The 16,593-nt window shown below is 41.8% G+C and carries 14 protein-coding genes and 4 tRNA genes; 1 reads left to right on the plus strand and 17 read right to left on the minus strand.

Annotated elements, in window-relative coordinates:
• Positions 1-102 precede the first annotated feature (102 nt).
• The 9 genes from rpsI to HXT40_RS06370 all read right to left on the minus strand — a co-directional run bounded on the left by rpsI (position 103) and on the right by HXT40_RS06370 (position 9,616).
• Entirely contained in the window at positions 103-591 is a 489-nt protein-coding gene (gene rpsI / locus HXT40_RS06330) for a 30S ribosomal protein S9 (protein WP_410310961.1), read from the minus strand.
• Positions 592-608: 17 nt separating this feature from the next.
• A complete protein-coding gene (gene rplM, locus HXT40_RS06335) occupies positions 609-1,058 on the minus strand; it encodes a 50S ribosomal protein L13 (RefSeq protein ID WP_012913824.1) in 450 nt (149 codons plus the stop codon).
• A 260-nt stretch (positions 1,059-1,318) separates the two neighbouring features.
• Positions 1,319-3,493, minus strand: a complete 2,175-nt coding sequence (malQ, locus tag HXT40_RS06340) for a 4-alpha-glucanotransferase (RefSeq protein ID WP_410310228.1) — start codon at positions 3,491-3,493, stop codon at positions 1,319-1,321.
• 8 nt (positions 3,494-3,501) lie between these two features.
• Positions 3,502-4,128, minus strand: coding sequence for a hypothetical protein (locus tag HXT40_RS06345; protein ID WP_004109701.1), 627 nt, complete (start codon positions 4,126-4,128; stop codon positions 3,502-3,504).
• Between the two features lie 10 nt (positions 4,129-4,138).
• Positions 4,139-4,807, minus strand: a complete 669-nt coding sequence (locus HXT40_RS06350; RefSeq protein ID WP_081378919.1) for a YigZ family protein — start codon at positions 4,805-4,807, stop codon at positions 4,139-4,141.
• Between the two features lie 16 nt (positions 4,808-4,823).
• Entirely contained in the window at positions 4,824-5,117 is a 294-nt protein-coding gene (locus HXT40_RS06355) for a metal-sensitive transcriptional regulator (protein ID WP_004109707.1), read from the minus strand.
• Positions 5,118-5,299: 182 nt separating this feature from the next.
• On the minus strand, positions 5,300-8,167 hold the full coding sequence (locus tag HXT40_RS06360; RefSeq protein ID WP_410310960.1) for a peptidase: 2,868 nt from the start codon (positions 8,165-8,167) through the stop codon (positions 5,300-5,302).
• A 317-nt stretch (positions 8,168-8,484) separates the two neighbouring features.
• Positions 8,485-8,571, minus strand: a tRNA-Ser gene (locus HXT40_RS06365).
• A gap of 112 nt (positions 8,572-8,683) precedes the next feature.
• Positions 8,684-9,616: an EamA family transporter gene (locus tag HXT40_RS06370; protein ID WP_064621617.1), complete on the minus strand. Its 933-nt coding sequence runs from the start codon at positions 9,614-9,616 to the stop codon at positions 8,684-8,686.
• Positions 9,617-9,725: 109 nt separating this feature from the next.
• Here HXT40_RS06370 and dinB point away from each other — a divergent pair, with 109 nt between their 5' ends.
• A complete protein-coding gene (gene dinB, locus HXT40_RS06375; RefSeq protein WP_064621618.1) occupies positions 9,726-11,036 on the plus strand; it encodes a DNA polymerase IV in 1,311 nt (436 codons plus the stop codon).
• 34 nt (positions 11,037-11,070) lie between these two features.
• Here dinB and fdxA read toward each other — a convergent pair whose 3' ends face one another.
• From fdxA to hisC, 8 genes are all read right to left on the minus strand, one after another.
• A complete protein-coding gene (fdxA, locus tag HXT40_RS06380) occupies positions 11,071-11,403 on the minus strand; it encodes a ferredoxin (protein ID WP_004109733.1) in 333 nt (110 codons plus the stop codon).
• A 122-nt stretch (positions 11,404-11,525) separates the two neighbouring features.
• Positions 11,526-13,157 (minus strand): APC family permease, encoded by a 1,632-nt coding sequence (locus tag HXT40_RS06385; RefSeq protein WP_064621619.1) that lies wholly within the window; start codon positions 13,155-13,157, stop codon positions 11,526-11,528.
• 290 nt (positions 13,158-13,447) lie between these two features.
• Positions 13,448-14,719: an FAD-binding protein gene (locus HXT40_RS06390; RefSeq protein ID WP_116440342.1), complete on the minus strand. Its 1,272-nt coding sequence runs from the start codon at positions 14,717-14,719 to the stop codon at positions 13,448-13,450.
• 124 nt (positions 14,720-14,843) lie between these two features.
• Positions 14,844-15,014 (minus strand): 50S ribosomal protein L33, encoded by a 171-nt coding sequence (rpmG, locus tag HXT40_RS06395; protein WP_004105548.1) that lies wholly within the window; start codon positions 15,012-15,014, stop codon positions 14,844-14,846.
• Between the two features lie 53 nt (positions 15,015-15,067).
• Positions 15,068-15,141: transfer RNA gene (locus tag HXT40_RS06400), tRNA-Met, on the minus strand.
• Positions 15,142-15,145: 4 nt separating this feature from the next.
• Positions 15,146-15,217, minus strand: a tRNA-Thr gene (locus tag HXT40_RS06405).
• A 1-nt stretch (position 15,218) separates the two neighbouring features.
• Positions 15,219-15,300 (minus strand) — tRNA-Tyr (locus HXT40_RS06410).
• Positions 15,301-15,410: 110 nt separating this feature from the next.
• Positions 15,411-16,508 (minus strand): histidinol-phosphate transaminase, encoded by a 1,098-nt coding sequence (gene hisC / locus HXT40_RS06415; protein WP_076002616.1) that lies wholly within the window; start codon positions 16,506-16,508, stop codon positions 15,411-15,413.
• Positions 16,509-16,593 lie beyond the last annotated feature (85 nt).

Here is a 16,593-nt window from a genome sequence, read left to right on the forward strand (position 1 = left end):
ACTATTTATAACATTTACTCAACAAATTTAATAAATAATAAAAAATACAAAAATGGCTCCCAGCAAAACCAGGAGCCATTTGTAAATATAAATTCGCGAAACTTAACGCTTCGAGAACTGAGGTGCACGACGTGCCTTGTGCAAACCAGCCTTCTTGCGTTCCACAACGCGAGCGTCACGAGTCAAGAAGCCAGCCTTCTTCAAAGCAACACGGTTTGCATCGCGATCGATAGTATTCAATGCACGAGCAACACCCAAACGAATAGCACCAGCTTGACCAGTGGTACCACCACCGTCAACGAGGACTACAACATCAAACTTGCCTTCAAGCTTGAGCAACACGATTGGTGAATTCACTTCGCGTTGCAACAAACGAGATGGGAAGTACTCCTCCAAAGTGCGACCATTAATAGTCCACTTACCGGAGCCAGGAACCAAACGCACGCGAGCAACAGCTTCCTTACGACGACCAGTGCCGTAGCCTGGCTCGATGGCGGAAGTACCAGTGCCTGCACCAGCATTGGTTTCAGTGGTGTAGCTAGTCAGTTCTTCTTCGTTCTCAAGAACCGCGGAGTTGTTATTTTCTGCCATATCTATTCTCCTTGATCTCACTTAGCCTGCTGAGAGACCTGAGCGATCTCGAAGACCTGTGGCTTCTGCGAAGTGTGCGGATGCTCAGCTCCGGTGAACACACGAAGACGGTCAAGCTGCACCTTAGCAAGACGATTCTTTGGAAGCATACCCTTAACGGCAGCCATGATAATACGCTTTGGATTCCTTTCCAAAAGCTCTGCATAGCTATCACGACGAAGGCCGCCCGGACGACCAGAGTGGGAATACAGTTCCTTGCTCAACTTATTGCCAGTCAAAGCAATCTTTTCAGCGTTAATAATAATAACGTGATTGCCAGAATCAGCATGAGGAGCAAACGTTGGCTTATTCTTACCACGCAGCAAGATTGCTACCTGAGAGGCCAAACGACCAAGTACCACGTCAGTGGCATCGATGATGTACCAGTCATGAGTTAAATCTGCTGGTTTCGGTGTGAAAGTCTTCACAATCGTACCTTTTCTCTATTGTGTTTCGAGCGTATATCTTCTTGGTTTATAGAAAATATTTTACTCATAATCCGTGGGCTCCCTGAAAGTCCTCGATGGCGAGTGGGAAAAGCGCTTTGAAGGACCCCTTAGGGAAACACAACAATCTGCAAGTATATCGCCAAGTGGCGACTACTTGCAAGTGTCTATTTTATATAAGGCTGAGACGAATACAAAACAAATTGCTAAACAAATTGTCAAACAAAATAAATCACAAAATGTTATGCATTCATAATCGCAGAAAGCGACTGCACTCGAGGCAAATCAAACATATTATCCAAGGACACAGGATTGCCTTCACCATCAGCTAATGGAATACGCCAATTCGGATACTCGTCATTCGTTCCAGGCTGATTTTGCACACGACACTCTCCAACTGCATCGACCAAAGAAGCAGCCAACAATCTGGAAGGAGCAGCCTTCAAAGCGCGGTACAATGCTTCAACAATCTCCTGAGTATGAGCATCCTCATCCTCAAGCAACTGAGCATCCAAATAACCACCTTTGACCAACATTCGCATCATAGCGCGATGCTCTGCCTCAGCTCCAGCGCGGAATTCTTCAACAGAACCAGTAAGCAAGTGCAAGCGCTCACGAATATTAACTTGCTCATAGCGCAAATAGCCGGCAGCAGGAGGCAAATCATGCGTATTTACAGATGCAAGCGTCATTTCGCGCCACTTGTCTGGAGTACGGAATTCGCCGTCACGCTCTTCGAACCATTCAACCGTGCAACCAAGCACAGCCTTCTTGCGCAACACTTCCAAAGCATTTGCGGGCAAAACACCCAAATCTTCGCCAACAACTACACCGTGAGCACGAGCGGCTTCAATTGCCAAAATGCCAAGCATAATATCAGCATCGTAGTAAACATAAGCACCGCCACTTGGAGCTGAACCTTCTGGAATCCACCATAAGCGGAAAAGTCCAAGAATATGGTCAATGCGAACAGCACCTGCTGAAGCAAACATTCCATGAACCATATCTCGGTATGTTTTAAAACCAGTCCGCTCAAGCTCAAATGGGTGCAAAGGTGGCTGAGACCAATCTTGACCTTGCTGATTGAAGTAATCAGGTGGAGCGCCAACAGTAGCTCCGTTAGCAAATCTCTCCGGATTCCACCAAACTTCAGATCCTGCAGGATGCACGCCAACAGCCATATCAGACATAATGCCGATTTTCATACCAGCTTTACGTGCAGCAACTTGAGCATCATGCAATTGCGTAAAAGCAACCCACTCAAGCCAACGATAAAACTCAAGAGTATCTGGGAAACGATTAGCTAATTCGCGAACTTGATCAGAATCCTTAGTAAGAGTTTTCTCCCAGCAATCGTCACCCTTTGGAGCACCCCACTTGTCGTAGCACAAGCACCAAGTGGCATAAGATTCAAGCCTGTCACCCATCTCATGCTTAAACTCATTAAAAATGCGAGCGCGATCTTCAGACATACCAGCCTTGAAAATCAGCCACAATGCACGCATTTTTACACGCCACATGGAATCACGGTCTATTATTTGCGCGTCATTGTTAAGCGGCTCAACCTGTCCATGAAGCTTTTCAATTTCTTTGCGAGTTTTATCGTTTAACGTTTCGTACTCAGGAATACTTTCTGGGCTAATATACGTTACGTTTACCATTCCTCGAGCAACCGGCAGGTATGGGGATGGAGTAAGCGGAGTTATAGGCTCACCTGCATGCATTGGGTTTATTAACACAAAGTCAGCGCCAGTTTTTTGCTTAGCTTCAGTAAGAAGAGTCGCCAAATCAGCAAAATCACCAACACCCCAAGACTTTGAAGAACGGATTGAGTAAAGTTGTGCCATCCATCCCCAAAGCTGTTCTCCATTGGGCTCTAAGGAATTCAGCGTATCAATGCTTTCTGGAGCACTAATAAGTGTTGCTTCTTCTTGTCTCTCACCAACTGTCACACGCAATGTGTGATAACCCATTGGCACATCTTCAGGAATTTTTATAAGAGATGTTGCAACAAATTTTCCATTTACAGGGTATGCAACATCATTTTCGTTAGGAACAATAGTTAAATCGCCTTTATATTGTTCACCATTTTCCAATGTCAATGTTGCAACTGGGTATTCTAATATTCCCGTATTAACTGTAACTTCATCACATTTGCCAACAGTGTGCAAAACTGTTGGAGCAACAATACGACCGTGTCGATACGCTAAAACGTCGTTTGTAGATCTTTCTATTGTCTCATTTGTGGAAGCGTCTACGCCTAATGCGCTTAAGACAGAAACTAATACGTTATCTTGAATCTCGTGTTTTTGATTATCCGAACCAATAAAACTCACGCCAACGCCCATTAATTCAGCAAGACGGTGTAATGGCTTCATTGCTACTTCTTCATCTGTTGTATTATCCATACGCTCCATTATTCGCGTTAGCAACGACTGCGCGCCGCTGATGATACATCTTCAGATTTATCGTTGCATAGTTCTTGCAGCACATTTTGTGGAACACCAGGATTTAGCGCAACAGCTCTTCGTACCATGGAAGCTAATACAATTGGAGCGTTTTCTTCTGCACTAACACCAAGGGAGGCGAGATATTTCAATGTTTCAGCACTTATGCCATCCGATTGCGCACCCTCTAAACGCATTTTCCAAGAAGCTTTTGGATTGCATAATGCAGCATTTCGAACTGCGTTACATGAATCTTTAGTAAGTCTTCCAACTAACCAATTTTTAGCATTTTTATTTTCAGCAACAGCCAAACGTACTTTATCAGCAGAATCTTCAGAAAGTTTCACTAATATGTTTGGGAAAGGCATTTCTGTAGCTAAATAAATACGGTCTTCTTCTGGAGTATTGATATTACCTGCAACTGCTTCAAGCAAGGAGGTGGCTCTAGAAAATGCCGCTTGGTCTGATCGATCCGGTAATTCTCTCCTAGCAAATTCATGAAGCTCAGCTGAATCTTCGCTATGTCGTAAATGCTCATATACAGCAGTTAAAGGTTCATAAGATGAATCGTCAATAGTGTTTGTTTTTTCATTAGTCTTTTCCATGAAATCACCTTTAACGCTTAGTATCTATCAGCTTATTACTTAGAGTACCATCTGCTTTCGGCACAACGTTTCCAGAAAAAGCATTCTGAACCATATCAAGAAATTCTTGTGATTTTAAAGTTGGAATAGCAATATTAAGGGAAATTTCAGCACCATAAATTTCGTTGTCAATTATGCCTTCCATTTGGCTTACAATATGCTGCAACATTCGCAATTGTTGATATTGCAACTTGCAAGTAAAACGAGTGCACGTAATAATATCAACTATTTGCGCAGATTCTACTGCCATACTTGCTGCACGCGCATAAGCTCTGGTTAGGCCACCAGCTCCAAGCAAAATACCACCAAAATATCGCGTTACTGTTACTACACAATCTGTTAAATTTGACGATCTAAGTACATCTAATATTGGTTTTCCTGCTGTTCCAGTTGGCTCACCATCGTCACTCATGCGCTCATGCAATTGAGCTTTCGACGAGCCACAAATTGCAGCATACGCAACATGGCGAGCTTTAGGATTCTTAAAACGCACTGATTGCATAAATTCCGCAGCATCGTCAAGATTATCAATATGACAAATGCATCCAATAAACTCTGATTTTTTCTCTACGAAAGAAGCCTCGAAAGGCTGCGATTGCAATTGACGAACAGTGTGCAGAATATTATGCGAATTAGTCACTAGATACTACCCAATACTACGCTTTTTCGTAACGCAATAACCTGTCAATGATACCAGAAATATCTTCCATTGCTGCATCGGCACCTTCTTCGGTACCAATTTTTACAGATTCATGTATTTCTTTATTGACATGTTCCCTTGCCACTATCACTGCTAAAGAATGTAAAGCAGCAGTTGCAGCGGAAAGCTGCATAAGAACATCTTGACACTTCGCATCGTTTTCAATCATAGTATTGACTGCTGCAAGCTGACCTTGTACTCGATGCATGCGTACTATCAGTTTTTCTTTATCAATATCATAATTTTTCATCGTTACTCCGATTTATCAATTACACAACCACATAAAGGTTATAACATCATATATAAATTAATACAATAAATCGTTGTATCTATATTATGCATCATCGTATTATTTATTGCAAAATGACGCGTTAATCTACTTCAAAAAATCTCAATAGACTAACGCGCCAAATATTCTACATTAAAAATGCGCTATTTCACTAACCGACGCCTCATTGGAGGAATCCCGCCATGTCGAGCTCCACCAGACATTCTCCCATGCTTAGGAACTATAGATGAAAAACGACCTAACGATAAACCTGAAGCAAAGGTTAACGTAATAACAGCCAGAAGTATCACAGTTACTGAAGAAGCACCAGTAACAGCAAGCGATGTTGGAATTGTATTACTTCGATTAACATAATTCTTATTAGCATTTTCGTTGCTATTTGTGCTGTCGTGTTGATTGGAAGCATTATCATTCACATCATTTTTCGAATCAGTTGAATCATCACTGCCAGCCGTTTCATCACTGCCAGTTTTACTATGATTTTCTTCTACATTTTCTTTGTTTTCTTTATTATTCTCCTCATTTTCATCATTCTTAGAACGATCCTCGCCGCCGGAAACTTGCACAGTCTCTCCTTCTACACCCAATGCGTGAGTTGCTAAAGGATTACCCTGAGCATCGTAAACTTCAGCTTTCCAATAAACAGTTCCTTCATGATCTAATGTAATATCTGCAGAACTTACAGAAATAGAAGACTTTTTACTTTCTTCAGCTTGTTTATTTGTAATATTTACGCGAGATTGAGGCATTTTTTTCTCAATTTCAGCAGATATTACAGTTTCCTTAGTCTCTTTAGTTTCCTTAGCTTCCTTAGCTTTCTTAATCTCCTTAGTTTCAGAATCACTGCCATTCTTAGCATCGCCATTCTTAGCGTCACCATTCTTAGCATCGCTACATTTAGCTCCACTAGAATCACTCTTATTCCCCTTACCATCTTCATACTCGTATGCACTAAACACTACGTAACTTCCTTTTGGCAACGTGCCAGTAATACGAGCATTATCGTGGAACTTTTCACCAGCCTTAACTTTTTCATCGCTTACTCTAGTTGTAACAGATACAGGGGTAGTTAAAACATCCGGTTCAACTAAGGCACGACTCCACAATCCGTCATACGCGGATTTATGAGCTAAAGCGCGTGAAGAACCAGGAAAATCATAAACAAACACATACCATCCTGACTCACTATTTTTATTAGCGCGAATATGCACATTATTTTCCAAAACTTTCGGCTCAGTAGTAGACCTATCAGTTCCAGCAATAGGTCTAAGCGTAATATTTCCGTTGCCAATCTTGTACACGCCATTAACTGCAGGAACATCCCACTTAGCAATCAAACGATGATGACTATCTTCTTTTGGCTCTTGATAAGACGGCTCGCCTTTAGATCCCGGCATATAATTTTCGTTGTCTTTTTTAGTAGGATTTTCGCTACCTGCACCAGCCCACCAAACGCGAATATGCGCTTTTTTATCTTCATTAAAGCCGTAACTGTTATTTCCCTTAAAAGATCCGTAAGTTTCAGGAAGACCTCTTACAGTAATCTCATTAACAATTTCCGTATTAAGCCCAACAGTTTGCTGCTTAGCAACAATATCTGAGCTCACAGTTGCTTGATGAACAGCCGTAGTGTCTGTAGAACCAAATAGCTGCACAACATCATCTTTCAGAAACTCTCGGTCAGATTTATTCTGAGAATCGCGAGAAATAATCCAAACCCATGTGCCAAACAAACCTGCTTCTAAATCATTTACTTTATAAGCTTCTGCTTTATCAAGATCAGATGCTGTAATATCGCCATTAGCGCGTTTTGCTACTGCAGTTATAGTTTCGCCAGAATTAGAGAAATTAGCTTTAGCCGCAGCAACTTGGCGCAAATTAGGCATAGAACGCATGCGATTCAAGTACTCTTTAGCAGATTCACCACTATTTCGCTGTTGAATATGCAAAATATCTTCAGCTGAACCTACAAAATAGTAGCCTTGCGCGCGAAGACGAACATTTTCTGGCCAAGAATCATTTCCTGCAACACTGCTAGTTACAGTACTATCTACCTGCTCTCCTGCACGCAGCTCATGCTTTGATATTTTCGACTTAAGTAACGGCTGGAAAGTTTTTTCTACACCAAAAGAAAAATCTTGCGGATACCATGTATTTTCAAAAGATCTAATCACATCTTGACCATCTGGAGAGAATAAACGTTCAGCTTTTGGAGCGTTAAAAGAAACTTCAATTCGAGCGTTTCCAGCATCAAGTGCGTTCCAAGTAATATCTAAACCTTCTTTTTTAGATTTTCCTTCAAAAGACTCAGATCCGTTAGCAAATTTAATAAGATTATTTGAGGATTTTACTTTAATAGGTACTCCTCCTAAAGAATCTCCATTAGAATTTTGCAGACTAATATGCATTACGCCAATGCGCTTGCCCTTAGTGTAATCATTTTTTAGCACAGCCTTAACCGGAGTTTCTTTAACACCCTGCTGCCACAACTTATCTGCCTTATTCCTTAAAGTTTCTGTTTCAACGTCTACAAATCCGTTTTCAACAGCCTCCTTCCATCTATCTTGATTAATATCAAAATGATTATGAATCATAAACGCCAAAGCAGCCTGAGTTAAATCATCGTCATTGTTGTTGTGCGTTTTAATAATATTTGCAGCAATACGATAATCTTCACCATTCATCTGCTTAATATTGCCTTTGTAATCTATAAACACGGAAGATTCCATGCAAAAAATAGAATTCTTTCTACCCTCCCACTTATCCGTAACAGGACCGAGCCTTAGCCTTGCAATCTTTTCGCTTAGCCATTCAACAGTATTCGACTTTTTGTAATAATAACCCGTTAATTTATCGACAGATCCCATAGCAATTTGCGAACAAAGCACCGAAGGAACTAGTACTGCGGAAGTAAACAATGCCAACATTTTGCGAATATTTTTTTGTTTCATGAGGTTTCGCAATTTATTCGCACAACTAAAATTAGTATGCTTCCCCAAATATGTTTCCATAAAAATCTCCTTTAACCCAACCCTTAATGCAATAGCGAATTATGAGAATAATTTTCTATTTGCATTGAACACTAGAGTAAGCGCTCATGACATCAACTATGACTTTAGAAAAGATTTGCGTAAATATTTTTTTAGTATTGTGGTTAAAAGGTAGTATTTGGATAAAAGTTATGCACAAATCCACAATTTTGCTTAAATCTCTTGCCTAAATTTTTGCCGTTTACCCGCCGCTTACCCGCCGCTTACCCAATTTTTTCATGTGGAGATTTTTAAAAAACAAAAACTCCGGACTGCAAAAAGCAATCCGGAGTAATCCGCGGAGTCAGAGAGATTCGAACTCTCGAGCCGCTTACACGACTAACACCTTAGCAGGGTGCCCCTATCGGCCACTCAGGCATGACTCCACTTGTTTACTGTACATAACAGCAACAGATTGACACTATAGCACCTCTTAAGGACTGTAAACAAGCTTGACGACACACTTTAAGATAACATTTAATATAACAATATCCAGTGCTACACAGGATTGTGATCTCCAGAAAACGTTACAACTACAGCAAACATAACAAGAATTATTCCTGCAATATCAGTCAATGTTGGAATTTCACCAAATCCCATTCCAATAATAACTGCGATTGCAGGATACAACGCTTGTATAACAGAGTATTTTGCAGAAGTAACACGTTTCAATAAAACCTGATCAAGCAAAGTTGGGAAGAAAGAAGCACATATTGCAATAACCAACATTAACGCAAGTAAAGCAAAAGAACCACCAGGGCGAGCAGCCCAAGTAGCTTCTGGTTTAGGCGAAATAACATGCTGCACTGCAGGAACAGCAAGAACAACAGATTGCAACAGCCAACCAATAAGAGCTGCAACACTTACACGATCAATAGCGTGTGAACTTTTTGCCAACATGCGACCTGAAACAATATATAGGCCCCACATTGAACCGCCAACAAGAATGGCGAATAACCCAATTAGAAAATGCGGGCTTACTGAACTATGTATAGAAGCGCTAGCCAACAGCATAATGCCACAAACAGCAATCACAATTCCCACACGCTCTCGCCATTCATGACCTGCAATAACAGCCACAAGCAAAGGACCTATGAATTCTATAGTCACTGCAACACCAACAGCCATGCAACTAATAGCAACATAGAACATAGTGTTCATAGCAACTAACGACACGCCAACGGCTGCAACAATTCCCCATTCTCGTAGCGTTTTTGGCAAAAAACTACGTTTGCTGCGAGAAAATGGTCTTCTCCAAGCCAAAAGCAACAATGTCATAAATCCTACGCGATACCACACTGCATACAGAGGATCCAATTGGCTAAAAGCTACTTTTGCAACAGAAGTTGCTGTATACACCATTGAAGCCTCAATGACGATAATAAGCAGCACAGGCATGCGATGTAAAAGATTGACGACAAATTGCTTCATAGCAACAACCCTACATGAATATTGATCCGACATACGCTTTTTTACAAAAACATTAGTTTAATCCACAAATTTTTTCCATAAAATCGAACGTTTGTTCTATTATAAACTTATGAGTACAGCACCGAGAGTACAAGCAGCGAAACGTGATTGGGGGCACGACACCTCAGGTTGTAACATACTTCATGTCGACATGGATGCATTTTATGCTTCTTTAGAAGTTGCAAGACACCCGGAGCTTAAAGGAAAGCCGCTTATTATCGGCACAGGCAATCGCGCTGTTGTTTCTGCAGCAAGCTACGAAGCGCGCGCTTACGGCGTTAATTCCGCTATGCCCGTTGTTAAAGCTAGAAATCTTTGTCCACAAGGAGTTTTCTTGCCAGTTGACATTCCTTACTATTCAAGCGTTTCCAAAAGTATTTTTGAAAATATTTTTTTGCATATTACTAATCAAGTTGAAAAAGTTTCTGTTGACGAATGCTATATGAATGTTAAATCGGCTTTATTACAGTGGAAATCGCCTGTAAATATTGGAACTTGGGTACGAAAAGAAGTATTTGAAAAGTATCATATTACATGCTCGGTTGGCATTGCCAGCAATAAACTTATTGCAAAGATGGCTTCAACTAACGCAAAACCTAACGGAATGCTTCTTATTCCGCAAAAATGTAATGAAGATTTTGTGTCAATAATGCCATTGCGCGCAATACCAGGAATTGGCTCATCTTTAATACATAAGCTTGAGGATTGGGGCTTATCTACTGTTGCGTCGCTTAAAAATGTTGACGAAGCAACGCTTACTCGCATAACGGGTTCGCAAATCTTAGCAAGAATGATATATCAATCAGTTAGGGGCATAGACGAGCGCACTGTGACTGCACATGCCCCTGAAAAATCCATTGGAACTGAGCGAACTCTTGATACAGATACCACGAACGAGAATGCTGTTAAACAATTACTACAGCAATGCTGCAGCGAAGTAACTCAACAGTTGCGAAACAGAAAACTTATGGCACGCACTATAACGTTAAAACTACGCTTTGGCGACTTGCATTATGTTACTAGATCTTCTACTTTGCAAAACGCAACTGATTCAACACACGAGTTTTACGAGCATGTCGTTGTTTTGCTTTCTAAAGCTAATCCAACTGTGCATAATTACATTCTTGGAGGCAATAACACAAAGCTTTTAAGCCCAGTTCGTTTAGCTGGTGTTACAGCGAATAATCTTGTGCCAGCAAACAAAGTTTCACTTCAGCCTTCTCTAAACGATATTCTGGAGGAAAATACTCGCGAATCTAAAAATCCTACACAAAACATCATGTCCACAATGAATAAAAATACTAGATTGCGTCACGCAGAACACGCTTTAGATGCCGTTCGCAAAAAATACGGCAACAACGCTGCCCACATTGGATTGTAAACTCGCGCCACATTAAATAATACTTTGCAAATAATTAATTACTTGCTTTATCTGAACGCGGAGGCAAGGCTGCAACGCGAGCTTCATCCCATCCGGAAGCTCCAGCATCTGTAGCTCCTCCCAAATCTCCGAGCTTGTCGAAATAATCAACCGCAGCATCGCGATACCACTCCCAGTCTTCTGGCAAATCATCTTCATAAAAAATAGCTTCTACTGGGCAAGCCGGTTCACAAGCTCCACAATCCACACACTCGTTTGGGTTAATATAAAGCGTTCGATCGCCTTCATAAATGCAGTCTACAGGGCATTCATCTACACACGCTTTATCTTTTACATCAACGCAAGGCTCTGCGATTACATATGGCATAACGCCCTCCTTTCTGCTTTTATGCAACTTTTCTATTATAGAACATTTTTGAAAAGTCTATGACACAAAAAGTCGGCATGCGATATAACCGTATGCCGACTTCTTGCTAAATAAATAATTTATTAATTTTGACTATCTTGCGAGGCCGCAGCAGTCGCCTCAGCTTGAGCTTCTGCACGAGCCTGCTCCTCTGTTTCTCCTTCAGCTACCTTCTCTGCAGCAGCAGCATCTTGAGCAAACAAAGTTTCAACCGGAACACCGAGCTGCTTAGCTTTACGCAACTGCCTGCCAAGCAAAGAATTGCGGTAAGAGTAGCCGAAGTATACCGCAAAGCCTATTGCCAGCCACACTGCAAAACGAATCCAAGTCAATACAGACAAGTTAAGCATGAGCCAGAATGTAGAAAGCGCTGCAAACAGCGGAAGCCATGGATTGCCAGGAACGCTAAATGAACGGTGCAAATCTGGTCTGCGCATACGCATAATCGGCACACCAGCAGAAACAAGCAGGAATGCAGAAAGCGTACCAATGTTCACCATGTCGGAAAGAATGCCAATATCGAGAGTGGAAGCAACGACTGCCACAACAATACCAGCAACAATCTGAAGTCTTGCAGGAATACCACGCTTGCTTACCTTAGAGAAGCTACGTGGAAGCAAGCCATCGCGGCTCACAGCGAAGATAATGCGCGTAAGACCGAGCAAAAGCACCATCACAACGGTTGTTAAACCAATAACAATACCGAGGGAAATAATCTTTGCAGCCCAAGTAGCACCCACAAGTTCGAAACTTGTAGAAAGCGAAGGAGCGGCTTGCTTTGCCAAATCCTTGTAGGAAACCATACCAGTTGTTACAACTGCGACGAGGATGTAAAGAACAGTAACAATAAACAATCCAAGACCAATACCTCGTGGAATGTTCTTGTGCGGATCCTTAGTTTCTTCTGCTGTTGTTGCAACAACATCAAAACCGATGAATGCGAAGAACACGAGAGCCGCGCCGGAAAGAATACCTGGAACGCCATAAACAGCTGGCTGCATGCCTGTTACCCACTGCCACAAAGGCTGTGCCATAACCCCAGAGACTTCTATTCCCTTTACACTTGCAGCGTCGGTTGCAGGTGGCACAAATGGCGTAAAGTTGGAAGCTTTAATGTAGAAGAAGCCCACAACAACCACGAATAGAACGATACCAATCTTCAAGATTGTTAAAGCGCCGTCGAAGCGTGCAGAAAGCTTAGTTCCAAGGACAAGCATAGTTGTAAAGAATGCAACGATTATAATCGGAGCAACATCAATAGTGAAACCACCTAAGTTAAAACTTGTGGTCATATTCAAACCGAAAAGCTTCATTAAATCGTTAAGATAAACGCCCCAATACTTTGAAATTACTGAGCCAGCCATCAGCATTTCTAGGATCATATCCCAGCCAATAATCCAAGCAATAAGCTCACCAACTGTAGTATATGTAAACGTATAAGCAGATCCAGCAACTGGAATCATAGAAGCAAATTCTGCGTAACACATTGCAGCAGAACCGCATACAATGCCTGCAATAATAAAGCTAATAATTACAGCAGGACCAGCATGAAATGCTGCAGCCTGAGCGCCAACAGAGAAAATACCGGCACCAACAGCGACAGCAACACCCATAACTGCCAAATCCCAAGCATTTAATGTACGTTTAAGATGGCGTTCACCATCCATAGTCTCAGCGATAGTCTGTTCAACAGACTTTTTTCTCCATATTTGCATAATAAACGCACTTTCGTTGAGGTATAGGTATAAAGGTATGCCGCAATCAGAAGCGCATCGACAAATTTGCGAAACAGTTGCGACTTCACCTATATAAAATTTCTACTTAATTTTCTTTATTTATTCCTGTAAATGTAATTAAATAAAAAATTTATATAGATAATGTAGGTAAATATTACACAAAACATTGCTTACACGGTAGTTTTACCGTGTGTTCCTTTATTATTTGTGAAAATTTAAATAATAAACTTATATATTACTGCATAAAACGCATCATATTCGTAAAATTTTCAGTTTATAGAAATATTTATTACAACAGGTTCAGGAATAAGCGTTACACCAAACTTACTTTGCACACCACGGATAATAGTTTTTGCCAAATTTGCAATATCGTCACAAGAAGCATTATTACGATTGGTAAGTGCCAAAGTATGCAATGAAGAAAGCCCCGCAGGCGAAGGTTTCCCATTTTCTATAAGCCTAAAACCCTTATGGAATCCAGCATGGTCAATAAGCCAAGCTGCAGAAGTCTTTATACCATGCGATCCATCTTGCATAATTGCATCAAATTTAGGAGCATCTTCTGGCAAAGTATCGGCTTCACTAGTACTAAGTATTGGATTCATAAAGAAACTACCGCAACTATGACGATCACTGTAAATATTATCGCTCTCTAAAAATTCGCCAGTAACATAGTCTTCACTTTGCAATCGCAAAGCAAATTCAACACCTTCAGCACACTTTGTACCACGCATCCACAGCTTATCGTAACGAGAAGCATCCTCAAGCATGCCTTTAGAGGCACGAACGCGCAAAACTTCACGACGTATTGCTGCTGTTTGCATGCGCTCACCCAATTCTACGTGCAAAGCATTAGCTAATTGCGAATGAGAAACAACGCCGGTTGAATTATGCTTCAAACAAAAAGTAACAGACAGTACAACGTAACGAGGAGTAGGAAAATACGAATCCGCAGGGACTCCTACTGAAGAGTACATACTTTTTTTAAGCAATGAAGTGCGATACCCAAAATTTAAAGCATCCTTTTGCAACTCCATAGTTGATTTTGTTTCGCGATCCCAAACTTCTACGGAAGTAACACTTTGAGATACTTCTTGACCATAAGCGCCAATATTTTGTACAACAGAAGCCCCAACAGTGCCAGGTATGCCAGAAAGACCTTCTACACCCTCTAAGCCAAGAGAAATCGTATGTGAAACAAAATCATCCCAATTACAACCAGCTTCAGCATTGATATGCACTAAATGAGCACCACTTTGCAAATCAATGCCATCTTCTGAAGGTGCTGCTTCATCAAGCACATGAATATCACGTCTAGCATCTCGCACAACAACGCCGTTGAAATCCTCATCGCTAACAAGCATATTAGAGCCGCCACCGATAACACATAAAGGCAAACCAGCTTCATCAGCATCTTCTACCGCTTCAATAACAGCAACGCGACTTTTTGGCTCTATAAAACGCGCAATTTTGCCACCTACGCCAACAGTTGTTATATCTGCAAAGGATGGATTATTTACTAAAGATGCTTGCATACTCATGGTTTAAATATTAACAGCAATAAATAACAAAAACCCCGCATTAAGCGGGGTAATAAGCATAAAATCTGCGCAACTAGCAATAAGCTTAAACAAGCCAAAATCGTGAGCGCAGTAAGCTGAAGATTCAGCGAGTCTCGCGATGAAGCGTATGCTTGCCACAGCGTGGGCAGAACTTGTTCAACTCAAGACGATCAGGCGTATTGCGACGATTCTTCGTCGTGATGTAATTACGCTCTTTGCACTCCGTGCATGCCATCGTAATGCCCGGACGGATGTCGGCGCTCTTGCTTGCCATTTCGTTCACCTCTACAATTCATTATTGGCCAGCCAGTCTCCTACTGGCCGTTGTAGCGAGGAAGAGACTCGAACTCTTGACCTTACGATTATGAGTCGTACGCTCTAGCCAGCTGAGCTACCCCGCCAGAGAGCCTCGAGTGAGAATCGGACTCACGACCTCTTCCTTACCAAGGAAGTGCTCTACCACTGAGCTATCGAGGCGTGGCGGGTAGTGGATTCGAACCACTGAAGCACGAAGCGGCTGATTTACAGTCAGCTCCCTTTGACCACTTGGGAAACCCGCCAGCAGTCTCCGTAAGAAGTGAACTTCAAACGGCAACTTTGTTATTTTGCCACGAAATCGCGACTAATGCAAGATTAAGACACGCCGAAAGCAAAACTTTTATGCAAAAAGCTAGTTATTTAGCGAAAAACCTTCTTTTTTTAAATTTTCGCAAACTGTCAAAACCCTGTCATTAGCCTCGCGCTCGCCGATACTAATGCGAATACCTTCACCAGCAAAAGCGCGAACAGACAATCCTGCAGCAATAAAATGTTCTGTTGCCCGCTCGGTATCTGCCCCAAATGGCATCCAGAAGAAGTTTGCATACGCATCTTCAATATTCCAACCTTGCTCGCGCAAAGCTTCAAGAATGCGCTCACGCTCAGCAACAAGAGATGCAACACGAGTACTCATCTCCTTGCTTGCGTCATCTTCCAGAGAAGCCAAAGCTGCGACCTGCGCTATTTGAGACACTCCAAATGGCACAGCAACTTTACGCATACCGTCTACGACTTCAGCCGGAGCAATACCATAACCAATGCGCAAACCTGCCAATCCATAAGCCTTGGAGAACGTTTGAGCAACAACTACATTTGGATACTCATGGTACAGTTTTATGCCATTTGCAGTGCCTTTTGCTGTGTTAAACTGCACATAAGCTTCGTCAATAAGTACAAGAACGTCGCTTGGCACAGCATCTAATACCTTGCGAGCTTCCTCCTCGCTAAGTGAAGCAGAAGTTGGATTATTAGGATTATTCAAAATAACCAAACGCGTGCGATCGCTAATAGCTGCAATCATAGCGTCAACATCATGGGAACCATCAGCACGGTTAGGAATCTGAACGCTTGTAGCACCAGCTCCAGTCACAATAATCGGATAAGCTTCAAAGCTTCTCCAAGGATATATGACCTCATCTCCCGGACCTGCAACCAAGTCAACAAGCTGCGTAATAACTTCCGTAGAGCCGCAACCAAGCACGACTTCGTCTGCAGTCACACCAAAACGCTTAGCAAGTTCTTCAACAACTTCTGTGCCACGCATATTAGGATAACGGTTTATTACATTAAGAGCGCGATTTGAGATCGCTTCTTTTACGCTTTGCAAAGGCTCATAAGGATTTTCGTTACTAGAAATCTTATACGCACGAATGCCGTCTAATTTAGGAGCTGGCTTACCCTGCTTGTAGCTAGGAATTGTATCTACAATATTGCGGTGTTTGTATGTCATACTTCTCCATCATACTCCACACATGCCTTAACTGTGCAATAGCAAAAATCCGACCAAAACCTTACAACCGCGTAAAGTTTCTGCC

Origin of the sequence: Gardnerella sp. DNF01180P, assembly GCF_049244205.1 — a bacterium.
GTDB classification, from domain to species: Bacteria; Actinomycetota; Actinomycetes; order Actinomycetales; family Bifidobacteriaceae; genus Bifidobacterium; species Bifidobacterium swidsinskii.

Bases quoted from the DNA above. Each gene is read 5' to 3' on its own strand.
- rpsI (WP_410310961.1), bottom strand. From the start codon at position 591: ATGGCAGAAAATAACAACTCCGCGGTTCTTGAGAACGAAGAAGAACTG.
- malQ (WP_410310228.1), bottom strand. From the start codon at position 3,493: ATGGAGCGTATGGATAATACAACAGATGAAGAAGTAGCAATGAAGCCA.
- HXT40_RS06345 (WP_004109701.1), bottom strand. From the start codon at position 4,128: ATGGAAAAGACTAATGAAAAAACAAACACTATTGACGATTCATCTTAT.
- HXT40_RS06355 (WP_004109707.1), bottom strand. From the start codon at position 5,117: ATGAAAAATTATGATATTGATAAAGAAAAACTGATAGTACGCATGCAT.
- HXT40_RS06360 (WP_410310960.1), bottom strand. From the start codon at position 8,167: ATGGAAACATATTTGGGGAAGCATACTAATTTTAGTTGTGCGAATAAA.
- HXT40_RS06370 (WP_064621617.1), bottom strand. From the start codon at position 9,616: ATGAAGCAATTTGTCGTCAATCTTTTACATCGCATGCCTGTGCTGCTT.
- dinB (WP_064621618.1), top strand. From the start codon at position 9,726: ATGAGTACAGCACCGAGAGTACAAGCAGCGAAACGTGATTGGGGGCAC.
- fdxA (WP_004109733.1), bottom strand. From the start codon at position 11,403: ATGCCATATGTAATCGCAGAGCCTTGCGTTGATGTAAAAGATAAAGCG.
- HXT40_RS06385 (WP_064621619.1), bottom strand. From the start codon at position 13,157: ATGCAAATATGGAGAAAAAAGTCTGTTGAACAGACTATCGCTGAGACT.
- HXT40_RS06390 (WP_116440342.1), bottom strand. From the start codon at position 14,719: ATGAGTATGCAAGCATCTTTAGTAAATAATCCATCCTTTGCAGATATA.
- rpmG (WP_004105548.1), bottom strand. From the start codon at position 15,014: ATGGCAAGCAAGAGCGCCGACATCCGTCCGGGCATTACGATGGCATGC.
- hisC (WP_076002616.1), bottom strand. From the start codon at position 16,508: ATGACATACAAACACCGCAATATTGTAGATACAATTCCTAGCTACAAG.